Here is a 19,235-nt window from a genome sequence, read left to right on the forward strand (position 1 = left end):
CCCCAAGCATTCTTCGCCCCCAGAACGGCTTGCTTCCAGGTGGGTTTTGTTATCAGAACGCAGAAAATCCACCTATCCTGGCCAAAACATTAGAAATTTCAACAGCCTTAATTGCCTCTTGCATTGCGAAATTAAATCAGATGCTTAATAATGAGATAATCACTGATTAATGGGGTGGACATGTCACTCAATTTCGCTAAAACAAAAATCCTGAGTCTGGGATTGATCACCTGTATGCTGGGCGCTTGTTTTCATCCGCCTTATAATAATTTTAAACCCGATCCACGCACAGCGCGTAAAGCAGGTCAGGGGGCCGGGGTGGGCACGGTAGCAGGCATGATTGTTGGCGGCACATTAACAGGTTCCGTTGTAGGAGCAGCAGTAGGCGGCTCTCTGGGTCTGGCAAATGGCCTGAGTAAAGAAAGCAAGACCCAAATCGTTAAAGAATTAAAAAAGCAGGATATTCAATTTGTAGAATATGGCGATACCATGACTCTGATCGTCCCTACGGATAAATATTATATGTTTAACAGCCCACGACTCAACGAAGTATGCTATCCCGGATTAAACAATATCATTAGATTGCTGAAAATTTATCCCAGAAGCCCCATCTACGTTGCTGGCTTTACCGATAACGTTGGCTCACGCCACCACAAAAAAATGCTCTCACAAGCACAGGCAGAAACCATGCTTACCTATCTTTGGGCTCATGACATTCGCGCCATCAGATTAAAAGCAGAAGGTTATGGTGATAAAAATGCTGTTTCTGATAACGCATTGATTCATGGCAGCGCGCAAAACAGGCGCATTGAAATTCAATGGTTTAATGGGCTGGTAGCTCAGGCTAAACCTCAAGTGTATGTAAAGTAAGGCTAACGAATGAGTTCAAGGTTTGTAGGTGGAGTTTTATTAATTGTTGGTACTTCTATAGGCGGCGGCATGCTGGCCTTGCCTGTGGCCAATGCGGCAACAGGTTTCTGGCAATCTTCCCTGTTCCTTTTCTTCTGCTGGGCTTTTATGACGGCCGGAGCCTTTTTCATCCTTGAGGCTAACCTGTATTTACCCAGCGGTAAACATATGGTTTCCATGGCAGCCGCTACCTTAGGCAACTATGGGCTTCTGGCTGCCTGGATAAGTTATCTGTTTCTCTTATATACCCTGCTCTCTGCCTATATCTCTGGCGGCGCTGATGTGTTGAACAGCTTATTGTTTAAAACGGGACTGCACCTTAATGAATGGCAGGCAAGCTCTTTATTTACCCTGCTTTTTGGTCTCATAGTCTATGGCGGCATTCATTACGTCGATTTTGCCAATCGCGCATTAATGTTTGGTAAATTGGCCGTGTATTTTTTACTGGTCGTGCTTATTGCCCCGCACATTGAACTCCAACACTTTCAACATGGCGACATGCGCTACATGGCCGGTTCCATTATGATATTGATCACCTCTTTCGGCTTTGCCATCATTGTCCCTAATTTAAGGGAATATTTTAACGATGACATTAAAACACTGAAAAAAGTGATTTTTATCGGATCCCTTATTCCTCTGTTCTGTTATCTGGCCTGGGATGCTGTCATTATTGGTTCTCTTCCATCAGAAGGAAATCAAGGCCTGGCAAGTTTAATGAATAACCCACGCACGACCAGTGCTTTAGCCAGTTTATTGTCTGACAAAGTGCAAAATACCACCATCAGTGCCTTATTTAATTTCTTCACCTCTATTTGCATGCTCACGGCATTTTTGGGAGTTTCCTTGTGTTTGTACAGCTTTCTTGCGGATGGTTTAAAGTTACGCGAATACGGCGGACACGGATTTGGATTATTCCTGTTAACCTTTATACCGCCCCTGCTGATTGTTATCTACTACCCTGGCGCATACATTCGTGCCTTAAATTATGCCGGTATTTTTTGCATTATATTATTACTACTTTTACCCGCATTAATGTGTTATTTTGGCAGAAAGCATTATCAATCTGCTTTTACTGTTCCAGGTGGAAAATTATCCCAGTTTGCTGTGATTAGTGTTTCCATTCTTTTACTGATAAATGAAGTATGGAACTTGCTGGCTTGATTTTTAAGGTAAGTCAGTCTCTTGATAAAGCAGGATGGTCACTATTTTGAATACCATTCTATTTAAAAATGATTGACTTTTTTTGCAATACAAAGTAACATATTGCTCTATATTTGTACTATTTTGGATTATTATTACGTGCTAAATTCAAAACTAATCGGCGGAATATTACTTATTGTGGGAACCTCCATCGGAGGAGGAATGCTTGCATTACCTGTTTCAACTGCTGAAGTAGGTTTTACCAATTCGATTTTTTTCCTTTTCTTCTGCTGGATGGTTATGACAGCGGGTGCCTTGCTGGTACTTGAAGTAAATATGCGCCTACCCGCAGGCAGTAATATGATTTCAATGGCCAAATCAACCCTTGGTTTACCTGGGCAAATCATTGCATGGATCACTTATCTGTTCCTCTTGTATACCCTCCTTGCAGCATATATTTCCGGTGGGAGTGATGTATTTAGCAGCTTGTTGCACAAAATCCATATTGACCTCCCTAATTGGCTGACTTCAATCATTTTTACTGCCTTGTTCAGCCTGGTTGTTTATAAAGGCATACGCTCTGTGGATTATGTAAACCGTGGTTTAATGTTTGGTAAATTGGGTGTTTATATTTTACTGGTTGCTATAATCAGCCCGCATGTATCTCCTATAGGCCTTACAGGCGGAACTGCAAGAGCGTTCACCGGAACACTGATGATATTGATTACCTCCTTTGGTTTCGCATCGATTGTTCCCAGCTTACGCGATTATTTTGAAGATGATATTCATACCTTGAGAAAAGTGATTTTGTTCGGCTCGCTGATCCCCCTGTTTTGCTATATCGTATGGGATGCCGTCATTATGGGCGTAGTAGCCCGCGAAGGTGACAATGGTTTAATGGCCTTAATGAGTTCCGACCACGCAACCAGCGGCCTGACGGAAGCGCTTAACCAATCAGTACAAAGCCAATGGATTAGCGGATTTTTTGGCTTTTTTACCTCTATCTGTATGGTCACTGCATTCCTGGGTGTTTCTTTAGGCTTATTTGATTTTCTGGCTGATGGACTTAAACTTAAAAAATCAGGGAGCCAGGGAAAATACACCTTAGCTCTGACTTTTCTGCCCCCACTGGCTGTGGTGCTGATTAATCCTGGTATTTACCTGAATGCCTTAAGCTATGCCGGAATATGTTGTGTCATTTTATTACTGCTGCTTCCCGCAGTCATGGCCTGGAGAGGCAGACAAACCTGCATAATGGCTCCCAATGAAGGCCATCTGGTACCCGGAGGTAATACCAGCCTGTCCATCATAGGATTTATTGCTGTAGGATTGCTGATTATTGCCATTATGAATTAGAGTATTTATCTGAAGGGTAAAAGGACTTAACCTATGAAAAAAATTCTTTTTATTATCGCCCTTTTATTTAACACCCAAATCTACTGCAATCCGGTGATTGTCGGCGTTTTGGAATTTGCCCCTCCTTTCTCATCCCTGTCTGGCGATAAAACGAATTATTACGGATTTAGCATTGATTTAATGAATGCCATTTGTAAAAGAATTAACATTCAATGCACTTATAAACCGCTGCTGTTTACCAATCAACAAGAAGTACTGGAACAAGGCAAGGTGGACATTGTATTCACCCCTACCCCCCTTAACTTTGGCAATAATGGCAATTATATTTTCAGCCTGCCCTACCTGCCGAGTAACGGCCAATTCGTTACTTTGAAAAGTAATGGCATCAACACCAGCGCTGATCTTAAAAATAAAAAGATTGGCGTCCTGAAAATCTCTTTATTTTTGCCCTTAGTTGAAGCAAACAAAAAGGATTACAGTGATGTTATTGTCTATGACAACATCAGTGATTTGGTTTCTGCACTGGCGAATAAATCTGTAGATGCGATCATTATGGATCACAGCATAGCCACTTATGTGGTAAATAATAACATTATTGGCGACAGTATTTTTGTTGGCGATAAAATCCCCGCTGGTGATGGTTATGGTATTTTTACCCTGAAAAAGAATGCCAATTTAATCAGCCAAATTAACTCAGCGCTTGTTAATATCGAATCGGATGGCACTTATACAGCTATTTACAACAAATATTTTAGTGAATAAACAATAAAAACAAACCATAATGCGCATGCAATGCATAGCAGCAAACCCAACTGGATTTAATTCGGACTTAAGATATTTTTGTAGCCCGGTCTGCTTGCAGCCGGGAACTGACCATCGTTACACAAACTAAGTTCTAACCAAGTTTCCATTCCCGGCTGCAAGCAGACCGGGCTACAAGACCTTGCCAAGGATGAGGCTACAGGCAGTTATAACCGCTTATTTCTTGTGTAATGAAGCAATTTGGCTCATAATCTGCTGTGTAAACATAATCCATTCACAGTGATACTGAAATTCAAATGCAAGAAACCCAGTCTGGTACGTTTAATAACCTTAAAAAAATCAATTGCTATTTCTGGCTGTTTGTCATTCTTCATACATTGCTGTGGACATTAGGGCCTGCATTAATACGCCCCACGCTTCCACATGATACTCTGGAAGGAATCACCTGGGGGTTGCAATGGCAACTAGGCTATAACAAACACCCCTTCTTAACCGCCTGGCTTTGTGCCGGTGTTACCCAGTTATTTGGGACTGTTGGCTGGCCTGTTTATCTCCTGGCTCAATTGGCAGTCTCCGCTACGTTTATAGCCGTTTGGCAGTTAGCGAAGCAAGTGCTTCCGGCCATGCATGCCCTTATAGCAACTTTAGTGCTGGAAGGTGTGTTTTTCTATAATATCAATTCATTTAACTTTACTCCTGATACCCTGCAATCCCCTTTATGGGCTTTGCTTGGCTTGTTTTTTTATCAGGCACTGGTTACCCAAAAAATAAGAAATTGGCTTTACACAGCCTTATTTGCGGCCTTATGCGTCTGTACCAAGTATCAGGTTGCGATCCTGCTTTTACCTATGTTCCTGTTATGCCTGTTAGATAACACAGCGCGCAAGAGCTTTTACAAACCCGGCATGTATTGGGCTTTGCTTCTTTTTATAGCCTTAATCAGCCCTCATCTTGTCTGGTTATATCAACATGACTTTATTACTCTGACCTACGCAGAAAAAGTATCTTCTGAATACACGCAAAATAAATCGATATGGAACCATGTACTCTATCCTGTACGCTTCTTCATTAATAATATTATTCAAGTCATAGGCCTATTTATTTTATTGTGGCCATTTTATGACACGAAGAATAAGAACAAACAGTTGCGCCTGGATCACTTTTCCTGGCATTTCCTTATCGCTGTCGGACTAGGCCCTGTTTTGCTTTCTCTTTTACTGTGCTTCCTTTCTGGCGATTACTTTCCTCCGCGCTGGGCAACTCCCTACTTTTTTGCTTTGGGAATTATTGTTATAGCCTGCTTGAAACCGGTTTTCACCAAGGAATCACTGACTTACTTTGCAATTACCTTAATCCTGTTCAGTTCTTTATTGTTTGGCATTCGCATGGTGACCTTAAGCGTGTACCCAAGACCCACCAGCGATGCTTTTCTCCCTAATCAGAAAATTGCATTAAGCCTGGCTCAATTATGGCAGGAGCGATATAAAGCGCCCCTGCCTTATATTGCTGGCTCTAACTATCTTGTTGCTTTGATTACTCCTTATTTATCGGATAAACCTCTACCCTATTTAAGCTGGAGCCAGGCGATCAGTCCCTGGATCAATGAAGAGGATTTACGAACACGTGGCGGTATTTTTGTCTGGGATGAAGGACAAAATTATGCATGGGATGAGGACAGTAAACATTTTGCTTTTATTCCTGAGTCGGTATGGAGCCGCTTTCCAGAACTAAAGCGCTTGCCTGATTATACTTTTTACCGTTCTTCAGATAACGCACCCATTATAATAGGGGTCGCCATTCTGCCTCCTAAAGCCTCTGATGCGTAGCCCGATTCACGTCGTCCTGAGCGCGTCTTTTGGCGCGAAGGATCTCCAAATGCTGGTACCATGCCAATTTCAGGAGATCCTTCGCGCCAAAAGACGCGCTCAGGACGACGTGGATCGGGCAATGGCAAAGATGTGTGCGAGCGTCAGTTCCCGGCTGCAAGCAGACTGGGCCACACACTGCGCGTTCGAGGCAATCTGAAGCGATATCTGTTCTTTCTGCTGAAAATAAGAGATACTTCCATAAAATAAATAATACTATGTTTCATGACTAAAATCAGACCTTTTCTAAAATGGGCAGGAAGTAAATACAATTGTCTGGATCAGATCCTGTTGTCTCTGCCTCAAGGTCGTCGCCTGATTGAACCCTTTACTGGCTCTGGCGTTATTTTCATGAATACTGATTATTCTTCTTATCTCCTGGCTGAAAGCAACCCTGATTTAATCCATATCTTCACTAACCTCAAAAATATGGGTGAAGCCTTCATCAATTATTGCCATCAGTATTTTCATCCTGAAGTAAATTGCAAAGAGAAATATTATGAATTACGCAGCGACTTCAATCAGCTAAAAAAGAGCAAGAAGAAATCCGCCGTTTTTCTTTATCTGAACAGACACGGGTATAATGGCTTGTGCCGTTACAATTCCAAGGGAATATACAACGTTCCTTTTGGACTCTATACAAAACCCTATTTCCCCCGCCAGGAAATGCTCTTGTTTCATCAAAAAAGCCATCAGGCTGAATTTATCCAAAATGACTTCAGGCAAACTTTTGCTTTGGCAGAAAAGGGTGATGTCATTTATTGCGATCCACCTTATGTTCCGCTTGAGGAAAAGACAAAACCATTGCCTTATACCCAAAAGAAATTTTCTGAAGAAGATCAAATTGAACTGGCAGAATTAGCAAGAGAAACGGCTGCCAAGGGGATTCCTGTTATTATTTCCAATCATGATACGGAGTTTACACGCCAACATTATCATGGCGCTGAAATTAAAAGCTTTCGAGTATCACGCATGATTAACTGCCAGGGTGACTTACGTCAGCCGGTGAATGAATTGGTTGCTGTTTTTAAAAACTAGATCCCGGCTGCGAGCAACTGACTCTTGATCACATCTTTGCCATTCCTCCAATTCACGTCGTCCTGAGCACGTCTTTTTGCGCGAAGGATCTCCAAATACTGGCACTATGCCACTTTCAGGAGATCCTTCGCGCAAAAAGACGCGCTCAGGACGACGTAGATCGGAGTTGTGTAGAAAGAGTCTGTTGCAAGCAAGCCGGGCCAACGCAGGAGTGTAGCCCGGCTTGCTTGCAACCGGGAATATTAAAATTATGAATGAATTGAAGAGTTGTCTTTGATAAAAAAGGCAAGAATTGTCACTAGCAGCAAGGAAATCGGCAGTATAGACAAAGCAACCTGATAATCCACTACGGTATAAATATGCTCTCCACCAACAATACCGCTGTCACCAAAAGTATCCAGTAACTTACCTACCAAAGGTTGGAATATAACACCACCCAAAGTAACTATCATATTAGTTGCGGCGAATACCGTACCCGACAATTTAGCACCACTACATTCCTTAGCCATAATAAATACAATGATTTCTGTAGCGCTAAACACACCATATAAAAACAACAGAATATTCAGGCTAAGATAAGAAAGGCCAGGCCAATACAAAACAATACTGATACAAATCAAAGACAAAATTGCACCAATCACCAAAGGCAATACTCTTCTTCCGGTGCTGTCCGATAAATATCCTGCTATAGGCGCACCAACGGCCCATCCCAGGAACACTGCAGATACCGTTCTCGCTGCTTCAACCTTGGTTAAACCATGGGCTTGCTCTAAATAGGTTTTACCCCAAAGCTCACCAAACACAGAAAGAGAAGTATACAAACAGGCCCCTACAAAGCCTATTAACCATACTTCTGGTGACATGAGTACTTTAAGAACGTTATGGAAAAATTCAGGTAAAGGGTATTTGTTAGGCTGATAGCCCTCTGGGCCATCCCTTACTACAAAGAACATTAACACACTGAGGCCTGAGCCAACCAGAGCAATGAAAAGCAATACACTTTCCCATCCCACACTCATAGACCATTCAGTAATTTTCACTTCGCCATACACCAGACCCAACATTCCTAAAGTGGTGATTAGACCTGCAACCAGAGAGAAATAGCGACGTGGCAGCCAATGCAAGGCCAGTGATAACACGCCAACAAAAGCAAAGGAAGAGCCAAAACCTACTAAAAATCGTCCTGCCCCGACAAGGAACATAGATGAAGTCAAGGTAAACATCCAGGAGCCCAGAGTACAGCACAAACAGGCAAAAGTGAGCAGCCGTCTGGGACCAAACCTGTCCATCAGCATTCCCACAGGCATTTGCATGGGTGAGTAAGCAAAATAATATAATGCTGAAATCTGTCCGAATGTAGTCGCTGAAATATGCCCTAAAGCAGTGCTCAGCTCAGCCTGCAGAGCACCCGGGATTATTCGCAGAATAAATTCATAACAGTAAAAAACTGCGCCGACAAAGCAGACTAAAATACCGAACATAGTCTGCTTTCTTGAAATCAAATTATTTTTTTGCATGAGCGTGAGTTTCTTTTAAGAAGAACGTTAATATAGCCGCAATCAATATGCCTAATGGAATGACAGATAAAGCAAATTGGTAATCGTCAACTGTATATAACTTCTGTACATTACTGACTGTCGCTGCCGTATCAACCACTGCAGCCCCCATATGAGTAGATAAACTGAAATCCAGTAAATGTCCGACCAAAGGTTGCAGGAACATTGCACCCAGCATCACAATCATATTGGTTACTGCCATAGCAGTACCCGCAGCCTCACCTGGACTCAATTCCCTGCCCACAGCAAATACAATGGCTTGCGCGCTGTATAAAAGCCCTAATAAAAACATTAAAGCCTGGATATTGGATTGATTTAAACCGGGAAGATATAAAATCATCATCATAACGAGAGCCGCCCCACCCGCACCAAACAGCATGGGAAACTTACGGCGGTGCAATTTATCTGAAATATATCCCATCAGAGGAGCACCAACAATAAAGCCCAGGAAAAGTAACGAATTAGCTAACCCGGCTGCCTGAGTGGTCAGACCATGGGCATGAATCAAATAAGGAATACCCCACAATTCTGCAAAAACGGTAGTAGGCAAATAAACCAGGCAACCATACATACCATTCACCCAGATTTGCTTGTTGCGTATGATAATACCCAGATCAATCAAGCCTTTTTTAAGATTAGGAACGGTACCACTCTGCCTGTGGGCACCATTTTTATTATCATGAATACCAAACCACAAAACAACACTCAGAACAATACCAAACAGTGCCGTCATGTTTAAGGTTTTGATCCACCCCAAATGCTCAACAAACATTTCAAGGAAATTATCACCCAGCATTGCACCTATAGGACCTAATGCAGAGGTCATTCCAGAGACCATTGCCAGCCTATCCTCAGGTAACCAGATGGTGGCAAGCTTTAAAACACCTACGAAGGCGAAGGCAGAACCAAAACCAACCAGGAATCGCCCTACAGCTGCAACCCAGAATATGGTGGTACCAGTGAACAGAAAAGTTCCAATCACGCAAACCATACACGCGAAGGTAAGTAATCTTTTGGGGCCGTAGCGATCCAGCATTACCCCGACAGGGAGTTGCATCGGAACATAGGCTAAATAATAAACGGAAGACAGAAAACCAAACCCTGATGCGGACAAGTTAAAATGGCCGCGCAGTGCGTTCTCCATAACACTAGGTGCTATTCGTAATAGATATTCATAGCTATAAAATATGGCACCAAGTCCACAAATTAGCCATCCAATAATTGAGTAATCTCGTCGGTTTTCAAAATGCAAAGTTATCTCCTTAACGATGGGTTAAGCAAGAGTACGCACTTCTATTACATAGAAGTATCCCACGACTCTTTTTACTTTAAATTATTTATTTGACTTACACCACTGTCTATTGCAGCACGCGCAACAGCAGCAGGGACCCTCTCTTTCAATCGAGGATCGATAGGCTTGGGAATGATGTAGTGAGGACCAAATTCCCAATTAGTAACACCTGGGTAATTATCCTTGACTACCTGAGGAACAGCTTCATGCACCAGTTGACGAATGGCTTCAACGGCTGCAATTTGCATAGCTTGATTGATACATTGAGCGCGTACATCTAACGCACCACGGAAAATATAAGGGAAACACAAAACATTATTTACCTGATTAGGATAGTCACTGCGGCCAGTGGCTATAACCAGATCATCACGAACTTCATGGGCGTGCTCTGGCGTTATTTCAGGATCAGGATTAGATAAAGCAAAAATGACTGGATTTGGTGCCATTAATTTCAACAAATCTGCATTTAATAAATCAGGTTTGGCAACACCAATAAACACATCAGCATCAACCAAAGCATCTGCTAAAGTGCGATGTTCCGTAGTACGCGCAAAGGCAAATTTATACGCATTTAAATCAGTTCTTCCTGAATGGATCACCCCTTTGGTGTCAAGAAGTAACATATTTTCTTTATTAGCACCCAAAGCAACCAGCAGGCGCATGGAAGCAATTCCGGCAGCGCCGGCACCGATACAGACAATTTTGGTGTCGGCCAGGTTCTTTTGTTGTAATTCAAGAGCATTTAACAGCCCGGCAGCAACAACTATTGCAGTACCGTGCTGATCATCATGAAACACGGGAATATTTAATTGCTCAATCAGTGCCTGCTCTATTTCAAAACATTCAGGGGCTTTTATGTCTTCGAGATTAATGCCGCCAAAAGTTGGGGAAATTCGCTTTGTGGTCGCAATGAAAGCCTGAGGATCATCTGCATCGATTTCGATATCAAATACATCCAAATCGGCAAAGCGTTTGAATAAAACGGCCTTACCTTCCATGACTGGTTTACTGGCCAGTGGACCGGTGTTGCCCAGACCCAATACGGCTGTACCATTAGTAATTACAGCAACAAGATTACCCTTGTTGGTGTATCGATAAGCATCTTCGGGTTTTTCAGCAATAGCCAAAACGGGCTCAGCTACGCCTGGAGTATAGGCCAGAGACAGGTCATCCTGTGAATTAGTAGGTTTTGTAATGTGAACGCAGAGTTTTCCTGGAGAGGGAAACTCATGGTAGTCCAACGCACGCTGTTTTAATACATCTTTATCCAAAGTGCCACCTTCTAGTTCATGACTCTATCAACATACTTGGGTCATTTACAGAAAAAAGGCACAATATGCTTGTGCCTTTTCTATAAAAACAAATAGTTCCGGTTTTATTATACTTATTCTTTTGCTGCGCTGTCTTTAGCTGCAGCCGCAGAACGCATGTTATAGCGATCACGGAATTTCTGAACTCGACCACCAGTATCTACCAGCTTTTGCTTGCCAGTATAGAAAGGATGGCATAAAGAACATACCTCAATGTTTAAATCTTTACATAAGGTAGACCGAGTCTCAAATACTTCACCACAACTGCAAGTAACTTTTACTGTTGTATATTCAGGATGAACAGATGCTTTCATAATACCACTCTCTTAAAGTTCTAAACGAATATCGCCACCCGAACTGTTGCCAGGCACCATACTCTACACAAATGACGCAAAACAATAGCAGAAATGAAAATATAAATCAATTTTTTCTCAAAATCCAAATTCATTTCGTTATTCTTTGCGCAGGATACACAAAATGACACAATCCGTCATCCCCCAGAAGCTCTCTACCTAGAAATCACGTCGTCCTGAGCGCGTCTTTTTGCGCGAAGGATCTCCAAATATTGGCACCATGCCGTCTTCGGGAGATCCTTCGCGCAAAAAGACGCGCTCAGGACGACGTGGTTCCGGGAATGGCACAATCCCGTAGCCCGGTCTGCTTGCAGCCGGGATGAGATGCTCGATTGAAAACCGATCCCGGCTGCGAGCAGACCGGGCTACAACCTTAATCAAAAATCCAGCTCAACCCAAACCGGTGCATGATCCGAAGGCCGTTCAACCTTTCTCGGTTCTTTATCTATCTTTGATTGACGGCAAACTTTATTCAATTCATCACTCAACAACACATGATCAATACGCAACCCCCTGTTCCGCCTGAAGCCTGCGGCGCGATAATCCCACCAGCTGAACAGATTTTCCTCCTGTTCAAAGCTTCTGAAACTGTCATGCAAGCCCAAACTTAAAATGGAGGCAAAGGCCTGACGTTCAGGCGGGCTCACCAAAACACACCCCTCCCATTCAATCGGATCATGAACATCCCGGTCTTCCGGTGCAATATTAAAATCACCCACAACCGCCACTTTAGGGTGCAAACTGAGTTGCAACTCAATATAAGCCGTCACTTTCTGCAACCAATCCAGCTTGTATTGATATTTATCCGAAGTAAGCTCTGAACCATTAGGAACATAAAGATTAATTAATCGCATTCCAGCCACAGTAACCGCCAGGATACGACGTTGCGGATCGTCCAGCTCGGGTATATCCGTCACAACGTCAGACACAGGATGACGGCTGACTATTGCCACCCCGTTATAAGTTTTCTGCCCGGCAAATACGACATGATATCCCCTGTCAATAAACGCGGCAGCGGGAAAATTTTCATCAACAGACTTGGTTTCCTGCATGGCAAGCACATCAATGCCAGACGCTTCCATCCATTCCAAAACCTGTTCCAGCCTGACCTTCAGGGAATTAACATTCCAACTCGCAAGTTTAAGCACACCATTCCCCTTTGTATTCAATCAATAATGGCGCATGATCAGACAACCGTGCTTCGCGGAAAATGCGGCTATTGACTACATGCTCAGTCAAGCCGGGAGTGACTACCTGATAGTCTATTCTCCACCCGACGTTTTTTTCCCAGGCACGGCTGCGGTAAGACCACCAGGTGTATTGCTCTTCTTCCTGATTGTGAACGCGAAAGGCATCAACAAAACCCATGGAACCAAATAACTCATCCATCCAGGCACGTTCTTCGGGTAAAAAACCGGAATTTTTCTGATTGCCCTTCCAATTCTTCAAATCTATTTTTTTATGGGCAATATTATAGTCACCACAAATAATTAACTCACGGCCTTCATTTTTTAAATTAATCAAGTGCCTGGCAAATTGTTCCAGAAACTGGTATTTCACATCCTGACGGCCATCGCCACTGGTGCCCGAAGGTAAATAAAGCGAAATGACACTTAATTTGGGATAATCAAACTGAATGTAACGTCCTTCATTATCGCAATAATCAAAGCCCATACCTTTTACTACACGCACTGGTTTATGCCGGGCATAAATCGCAACCCCACTGTACCCTTTTTTCTGTGCATCATAATAATCGCAGAAATAATCACGCGGATAATACAGCTCTTCAGGAAGCAACTGATGGGTCTGCACCTTGGTTTCCTGAATACAGACAAAATCGGCATCCTGCGCTGCCAGCCATTCATAAAACCCGTTACGTGCCGAAGCGCGTATTCCATTAGCATTAAAACTGATGACTTTCATATAACAAACTCTCTTCTACACAATTTTATTGTAGGTTGGGCCATTTTCCGCCGTCCCGCGGCTTGTCCGCGGGATCCAGAAATGTCACTCCGAACGTAGATCCCTGGATCCCGCGGACAAGCCGCGGGACGGCAGAGGTAGTTGCAACTGCAAAGCAACGCGACCCAAGCGCTCGCCCATATGCCTGGCCAGCATCATTTCATCCTGACTCACCGGATGATCATTGGCTACTCCTGAAACATGAGTCACACCGTAAGGAGTACCCCCAGTAACCGTATTATTTAACGCAGGCTCAGTATAAGGCACTCCCAATAAAACCATGCCATGATGCAACAAAGGCAACATCATAGAGATTAACGTGCTTTCCTGACCGCCATGCATACTAGCTGAAGAGGAAAAGACACAGGCGGGTTTATTAACCAAATCACCAGCTAACCATAAAGCTGAAGTGCCATCCAGAAAATATTTTAACGGAGCCGCCATATTACCAAAGCGGGTAGGACTACCCAAAGCCAAACCATGGCAATCGCGCAAATCATCAAGAGTCACATAAGGCGCCCCACTATCAGGAACCGCTTTATCAACCGCTTCACAGGTAGTAGAAACCGGAGGAACCGTACGTAAACGCGCCTCAATCCCGGAAACACCCTCAACACCACGGGCAATATACTGCGCCAACTGCGCTGTTGAACCAGTCCGTGAATAATATAAAACCAGAATATAAGGTTGAGACATAACAACTCCGAAGGATTCGTGTACGTGGAGTATATAGCAGGAAAAAAAGTGGGGCGAGAATATTTTATTTAATGTCAATAAATACCTGAACACCACCTTGAAACTCTTCTTCATTAATCCATCAAACAGAGATATTAATAGGCTAATATCCTCTATTATGACTTCGTCTAACTTGCTAATCCATATATATTATTTATGAGTTTCCATATAGCTAAGCGCTGCATCTGCTAAAAAAGAAGAACGATTTTTTATTGCATGATTTTTGGCATACAGATCGATAAGACTTAAAACACGCTCTGGCATGGTAATATTAATGCGTTTTGCCTTACCTGATATTTGGCTTAAATCAATGTCAATAAATGCCCAAACGCCACCTTGAAACTCTTCGTCATTAATCCATCGATCAATTGTTGTACCTACCGGGAGAGACTCATTATCCATTAATAATCCTTCTAAATGGCATTCAATAGCCTCAATTGAGTTAGTTAATGCTTCATCATAAGTGTTACCAGCGGAATAACAGCCAGGAATATCTGGAACACTCACACCGAAATCACTAAGCTCATCTTTATGTATTACTACTGGATATCTCATTTTATATCCTCCTTATTAACTCCAGCCTGTTTCAAGATACTGGTCACCGTTTTTATTGGTAAATCTTTTTTAGGATGAGGCACTGTCACCCTTCCTTTTTTGGTAGGGTGTTTAAATTGACAATGACTTCCCTTTTGGTGACATTGCACCCAACCATCGCGTTCAATTATTTTTATTATTTCTGCGCTTTTCATATTCTTAATTATACACACCATACACACAATTTCAAGTGTGTAGCCTTGATGCAGCGATAGCGAAATCAAGGTTTTCTTATGGTTTTTAACCCGCATGGAAACCTTGATTTCGCTATCGCTGCATCAAGGCTACGCCTAAGTCAGGATCCCGCGGACATAAGCCGCGGGACAGAGAAGTATCGCTTAATGATCAGTAATCAAATTACCATTAGCAATCAAATGATTAATAATATCGTGCGAATTTGTAGTGGAGAATACCGCTGTCAAATCCACACCTTGCAATACAATTGTTTGTGTTGCAGTTCCAGCAATATTATTAGGATTTAAATGACCAGTAGGATCGATACTGATTGTTGTGTCTGATCCTGTTTTGCTGATACTCAAATAACTATCCAAAGTATCAGCATGTTCTCCAGATAATAAATCAGATAAATTCAACACACTGGCATCAGCAGAGGTTCCAACTGGATTCGCTTTAAAATCAGTAATAGTATCAACAGCTTTACTGGCAACAGTACCCCCATCTCCCTGCATCCAGATGAAGGTGTCAATTCCGCCGCCGCCAGTCAGAGTATCATTGCCCTTACCGCCGCTCAGGAAGTCATTACCAAGGCCTCCATTCAAAATATCATTACCAGCACCACCATACAATATGTCATTACCAGCGTTACCATTTAAAGTGTCATCACCCGCTTCACCGAAGAGCAGATCATTGCCATCACCACCAGAAATAATATCATTTCCTATACCACCATATATGGTATCATTTCCTCCTTGACCATTTATTGTGTCATTCCCGGCGCCACCATATATCAGATCATTGCCACCTCCAGCATTAATCGTATCATTTCCAGCATAACCATGAATTAGATCGTTATTAGCAGTACCAGTTATGGAATCTCCTCCTTCCGTACCGCTAGAAATAGTATTTGTTGTATGATCAACACTTAAAGTCAGCGTTTGCGATGTACTGGCAGTTGTTCCTGTTGATGTTTCAGTAGCAATAGCTGTAACTGTCAAATCGATACTGCCGCTGGTAAATGTGGTTGGGGGATAGTAAATTAATCCAACTAACTCAGCAGTAGTAAATTCCCATACACCACCACCAAGGTTAGTACCAGCTGAAAAAGTCGCACCCACAGTAGGTACACCTGATATTCTAACCTTTAATGTTTCTGAACCATCAGTAACTTTCAAGGCAGCATTAATTGTTAAAGCAAAAGGATCACCGTATTCTGTAGATCCTCTAAACACTCTAGTGGCAGTAATATTAACACGAGAATCTTTATTGGCGTCACCACCATTTAAAACTAACCACGAAAATTGGTAATTACCTGTTTGAGTAGCAGAAAAATTATAAATGCCACTTACTGTTTTCAATGCCTCAGCTTGCTCTGAGGAAGAAATTTGAACTAATACCTTTGTTCCATCAGGTTGGGTTACAACCAATACAGCCAAATCATTGAAACCATCATTTATTTCAGCACGTGAATCTTCACCATTAATAAAGGACCAATTAAATGAAATTGTGTCACCACTCTGTAAACTGTAATTAGAATTAGTTAATTTACCATCAATTGCATTTACATTGCCTGGATCATTATACGCATTAGAACCAGAACCATGGCTTGGCGGGTCAAATAGATCCAACCTTCCAGAAGTTAATGAAAGTTCCGTTTCCAGATTAGATTGTGACACACCAGCACCTTGATCAGTACCATTAGGAGTTCCTAAACCTGCTCCAGTAAATATAGAAGTGGATCCTGGGTTTACAATATTTATTACATTAGGAAGAGACAATGCTGGCGCAAAATCATTATCGGTAATGTTGGCAGTAGCAGAAGCCGTGCCAATTGATACAGAAGCATTACTTGAATTACTAATCGTTGCCTGTACTGTTTCAGTTGCCTCTGGTAAGGTATCGTTCGTCACAGGCAAAGTGTAAGTACCTGTGGATGACCCATTGGCCACAGTAATTTTTGCACCCGCAGGAATGGCCGTGTAATCCGAACCGCTGGTGGCAGTTCCTCCTGTCGTGGCTATATCAAAAGTAATTGGGGCGCCCGTATTATTCACTTTTGACAAGGTCACCGTGTACACAATATTTGAACCACCCTCAGCACCATGGGTTGTTACGGATAAAACAGCGTTTGCCGTATCGTCATTGATTATCGTACCAATTGCAGGGTCACCTGCAGTAATCAAGGCTACAGAATTACTGACGGCACTCGTTATTGTGGCGATGACTGTTTCATTTGCTTCTAATAAATTATCAGCTGTAGGATCAATCGTAAAAGTACCCGTTAACTGTCCTGCAGGGACAATCACACTACCCGTCACAGCAGAGCCTGTATAATCTGTGCCATTAGTTGCAGTACCACTAAGCTGGTAGTTCACTGTCGTATCAAAAGCAGAAGGATGAGATAAGGTCACAGTGTACACCAAATTATCAGATCCATCCTCCAATACACCTGCAGGAGACACCGCAATAGATACCGTGAGTTGCTCTACATTGACAGTAACTGTGGCAGTTGATTGAGCACCATGAGGATCTTGTATCGTGTATTGGAAGGTTACTGGTCCTGCATAACCAGGCTCAACACTTAAAACCACATGCCCCAATCCATCAAGACTCACTATTCCATGGCTGGCGTTTGCAACACTAACAATAGATAAAGAACTATGAGGGTCATCCACATCAGTATCATTTGCTAACAAAGTAGATACGTCTATCAGAGTATCTAAAGAAAAAACACCATTACCACTACTATCTGAAGTTCCCAAATAATGATAACCGTCGGTACCTTTTTGCAGCTCGACTTGCAATACGTATTGTCCTCCTTGATCCCAATACACTATTTCTATTTGGTGTAATCCAGAGGTATCTATATTAAAAGATTCAAAAGTAGTTGTAGTGGGGGATTGATTTAAATCTCGAGTAGCTACAGCCACTCCATCAATCAAAATAGTATAACCATCATCAGCAGTAACTCTAAAATTATAACTACCAGCAGCAAGGTTAACTAATCCTGTCATATGAATAATAGCATCGCCTGTTGATAAAGGAGAATTATCAAATCGAACTAAAGAAGAACCATCAGCCCCAATCCATGTTTTTAAATTATCATTAGAACTATTAACATAACCTCCTAAATTATTGCCACCATTAAGAGCATAATTCACAGTGGTAGAAGAAAATGAAGCATTTGGCGAATGATTATTAATAAAGTTCTGAGCCATAGCCACACTAGATAAGTTTGGCCCATCAGATCCTTCACGATAATTATAAAAATCACTATGTAATCTGCCTAAGACACCAGAGACTACGACATTCACTGTGTCGTTTACAGCTACAGGACCATCATTCACTGGCGTAACGGTTATATTCAGGTTGGCACTACTACTACTGCTGCCATCAGTAACTGTATATGTTACTACGGGAACCGAACCATTATAATCAGTTACAGGCGTAAAGATATAATCACCATTTTCATTTATTTGTAATGTACCAACATTCGCAATCAACACAGTTTGTCCAGCATTAAACGAACCTGAAACCCCTGCCACAGTGAATGACACAACACTTAAAGAATCACCGTCCGAATCAGTATCGTTTGTCAAAACATTTCCTGTAGCAGGTGTGTCCTCCAGTGTTGATATAGTATCATTATTAGCAACAGGTGTATGATTGACTTCTGTTACGACTGTTCCGCTAGTGGAAATACTCTCATAGTTAGCTCCGCTATATGAGAGGATTGATACACTGGCATCAGTTGTTAAAACAGAACTTACATTTCCAAAAGTCTCACCTACAGCAATAATAATTTGTTGGCCATTAGATAACTCGACTATCAAAGGTGAATCAGTAACTGGAGAACTTACGGTCGCAGTATAGATCACAGTGGAACCTTGAACTACTGTAGCTGGGGCATTCGAAGTTAAAATCACTGAACTGACATCAATCGTATCGGTAATGACTGTATCCACCGCAGTGTTATCCACCGCCAGATCCTCAAAGTTNCCCCCGCTGGCACCGGTAATGTGGGCGCTGACCGTGCTGCCATCAAGGTAGGGATCGTCGCCAGGGGCGGCCACATCGACGGTACCGCTCGTGGCACCGGCGGCAATGGTAATCGTTTCCCCATTGGATAAGGTGACGGTCACCGGAGTTTGGGCAGCATGACTTAAGGTCGCCGTATAGGTAATGAC

Annotated in this window: 16 protein-coding genes; 6 read left to right on the plus strand and 10 right to left on the minus strand. The window is 42.5% G+C overall.

Features of this window, described 5'->3' with window-relative positions; translation table 11 throughout:
• Positions 1-180: 180 nt before the first annotated feature.
• The 6 genes from cmpA to B094_RS0110780 all read left to right on the plus strand — a co-directional run bounded on the left by cmpA (position 181) and on the right by B094_RS0110780 (position 7,070).
• A complete protein-coding gene (cmpA, locus tag B094_RS0110750; RefSeq protein WP_018577814.1) occupies positions 181-870 on the plus strand; it encodes a C-OmpA-like family protein CmpA in 690 nt (229 codons plus the stop codon).
• A gap of 9 nt (positions 871-879) precedes the next feature.
• Positions 880-2,070 carry an amino acid permease gene (locus B094_RS0110755; RefSeq protein WP_018577815.1) on the plus strand — a complete coding sequence of 397 codons (1,191 nt, stop codon included), beginning with the start codon at positions 880-882 and terminating at the stop codon, positions 2,068-2,070.
• Between the two features lie 138 nt (positions 2,071-2,208).
• A complete protein-coding gene (locus B094_RS0110760; RefSeq protein ID WP_026253985.1) occupies positions 2,209-3,405 on the plus strand; it encodes an amino acid permease in 1,197 nt (398 codons plus the stop codon).
• Between the two features lie 33 nt (positions 3,406-3,438).
• Entirely contained in the window at positions 3,439-4,167 is a 729-nt protein-coding gene (locus tag B094_RS0110765) for a transporter substrate-binding domain-containing protein (RefSeq protein ID WP_018577817.1), read from the plus strand.
• A 296-nt stretch (positions 4,168-4,463) separates the two neighbouring features.
• Complete coding sequence (locus B094_RS0110770) at positions 4,464-5,993, plus strand: glycosyltransferase family 39 protein (protein WP_018577818.1); 1,530 nt, start codon at positions 4,464-4,466, stop codon at positions 5,991-5,993.
• A 264-nt stretch (positions 5,994-6,257) separates the two neighbouring features.
• Complete coding sequence (locus tag B094_RS0110780) at positions 6,258-7,070, plus strand: Dam family site-specific DNA-(adenine-N6)-methyltransferase (RefSeq protein WP_018577820.1); 813 nt, start codon at positions 6,258-6,260, stop codon at positions 7,068-7,070.
• Between the two features lie 248 nt (positions 7,071-7,318).
• On the opposite strand, the gene B094_RS0110785 is transcribed toward B094_RS0110780, so the two are convergent.
• The 10 genes from B094_RS0110785 to B094_RS16530 form a co-directional block, all read right to left on the minus strand.
• Positions 7,319-8,587 carry an MFS transporter gene (locus B094_RS0110785; RefSeq protein WP_018577821.1) on the minus strand — a complete coding sequence of 423 codons (1,269 nt, stop codon included), beginning with the start codon at positions 8,585-8,587 and terminating at the stop codon, positions 7,319-7,321.
• Complete coding sequence (locus B094_RS0110790; protein ID WP_018577822.1) at positions 8,574-9,878, minus strand: MFS transporter; 1,305 nt, start codon at positions 9,876-9,878, stop codon at positions 8,574-8,576. The genes B094_RS0110785 and B094_RS0110790 overlap by 14 nt, the downstream gene beginning before the upstream one ends.
• Positions 9,879-9,949: 71 nt before the next feature.
• Positions 9,950-11,188 (minus strand): malic enzyme-like NAD(P)-binding protein, encoded by a 1,239-nt coding sequence (locus B094_RS0110795; RefSeq protein ID WP_018577823.1) that lies wholly within the window; start codon positions 11,186-11,188, stop codon positions 9,950-9,952.
• Between the two features lie 113 nt (positions 11,189-11,301).
• Complete coding sequence (gene rpmE / locus B094_RS0110800; RefSeq protein ID WP_018577824.1) at positions 11,302-11,541, minus strand: 50S ribosomal protein L31; 240 nt, start codon at positions 11,539-11,541, stop codon at positions 11,302-11,304.
• Between the two features lie 416 nt (positions 11,542-11,957).
• Complete coding sequence (gene xth, locus B094_RS0110805; RefSeq protein ID WP_018577825.1) at positions 11,958-12,728, minus strand: exodeoxyribonuclease III; 771 nt, start codon at positions 12,726-12,728, stop codon at positions 11,958-11,960.
• Positions 12,721-13,503, minus strand: a complete 783-nt coding sequence (locus tag B094_RS0110810; protein WP_018577826.1) for an exodeoxyribonuclease III — start codon at positions 13,501-13,503, stop codon at positions 12,721-12,723. Before B094_RS0110810 ends, xth begins: the two co-directional genes overlap by 8 nt.
• 84 nt (positions 13,504-13,587) lie before the next feature.
• Positions 13,588-14,238, minus strand: coding sequence for an NAD(P)H:quinone oxidoreductase (wrbA, locus tag B094_RS0110815; RefSeq protein WP_018577827.1), 651 nt, complete (start codon positions 14,236-14,238; stop codon positions 13,588-13,590).
• Positions 14,239-14,427: 189 nt separating this feature from the next.
• Positions 14,428-14,832 carry a type II toxin-antitoxin system HicB family antitoxin gene (locus B094_RS0110820; RefSeq protein WP_018577828.1) on the minus strand — a complete coding sequence of 135 codons (405 nt, stop codon included), beginning with the start codon at positions 14,830-14,832 and terminating at the stop codon, positions 14,428-14,430.
• Positions 14,829-15,122, minus strand: a complete 294-nt coding sequence (locus tag B094_RS0110825; RefSeq protein ID WP_018577829.1) for a type II toxin-antitoxin system HicA family toxin — start codon at positions 15,120-15,122, stop codon at positions 14,829-14,831. Before B094_RS0110825 ends, B094_RS0110820 begins: the two co-directional genes overlap by 4 nt.
• A gap of 87 nt (positions 15,123-15,209) precedes the next feature.
• Complete coding sequence (locus B094_RS16530; protein WP_428829130.1) at positions 15,210-19,232, minus strand: immunoglobulin-like domain-containing protein; 4,023 nt, start codon at positions 19,230-19,232, stop codon at positions 15,210-15,212.
• Between the last annotated feature and the right edge of the window lie 3 nt (positions 19,233-19,235).

It is taken from the genome of Legionella shakespearei DSM 23087, assembly GCF_000373765.1.
Classification (GTDB): domain Bacteria; phylum Pseudomonadota; class Gammaproteobacteria; order Legionellales; family Legionellaceae; genus Legionella; species Legionella shakespearei.